The sequence below is a fragment of the Streptomyces antioxidans genome (assembly GCF_000968685.2).
Lineage (GTDB): Bacteria > Actinomycetota > Actinomycetes > Streptomycetales > Streptomycetaceae > Streptomyces > Streptomyces antioxidans.
Genome location: NZ_LAKD02000156.1, coordinates 1 through 647, shown reverse-complemented (window position 1 = coordinate 647; position 647 = coordinate 1). Strand labels below are relative to the sequence as shown.

At 68.0% G+C, this 647-nt stretch carries 2 protein-coding genes; both read left to right on the top strand.

Annotated elements, in window-relative coordinates:
• A partial coding sequence (locus tag VT50_RS39450; protein WP_158083248.1) for a hypothetical protein occupies nt 1-453 on the top strand: 453 nt, incomplete at its 5' end.
• Between the two features lies 1 nt (nt 454).
• On the top strand, nt 455-647 hold a 193-nt coding region (locus VT50_RS39445; protein WP_158083247.1), incomplete at its 3' end, for a condensation domain-containing protein.

Sequence of the window (647 nt, the reverse complement as noted above, 5' to 3'; positions counted from 1 at the left end):
CTCGCCGCGCTGCCCACCGCCCAGATCGGCTTCAACTACCTGGGCCGATTCCCCGGCCAGCAGAACCAGAGCGATCGGGATCAGCGGTCCGTCGAACACCACGCCTGGCAGACCGCCGGAGACGGTGCCCGAGGTGGCGGCGGCGACCGTATCCCGGTCATCCACGCTCTGGAGGTGATGGGGGTCGTCCATGACCTGCCCGACGGCCCACAGCTCACCCTCATCGTGTCCTGGCCGTCCGGGCTGCTCGCGGAGTCGGCCGCCCGGAGCCTGGCCGACGGTTGGGCCGCGATGCTCACCGGACTGGCCACGCACACCAGCCACACCACGGACACCGACACCGGCATCGGAATCGGTGGTCACACCCCCTCCGACTTCCCGTTGGTGGACATCAGCCAGAGCGAGTTGGACGAGTTCGAAGCGACAGCGCAGCAGATGGACGAAGGAGCTTGAGATGACCGACTCCGCTCTGGTGGGGGTATGGCCGCTGTCGCCGCTGCAGGAGGGCCTGCTGTTCCATGCGGTGTACGACGAGGAGGGCATCGACGTCTACGTCGAGCAGATGATCACTGGCCTGGAGGGCAAGCTTGACTCTGCGGTGCTGCGGGCCTCCTGGCAGGCGCTGCTCGACCGCCACGAGAGCCTGC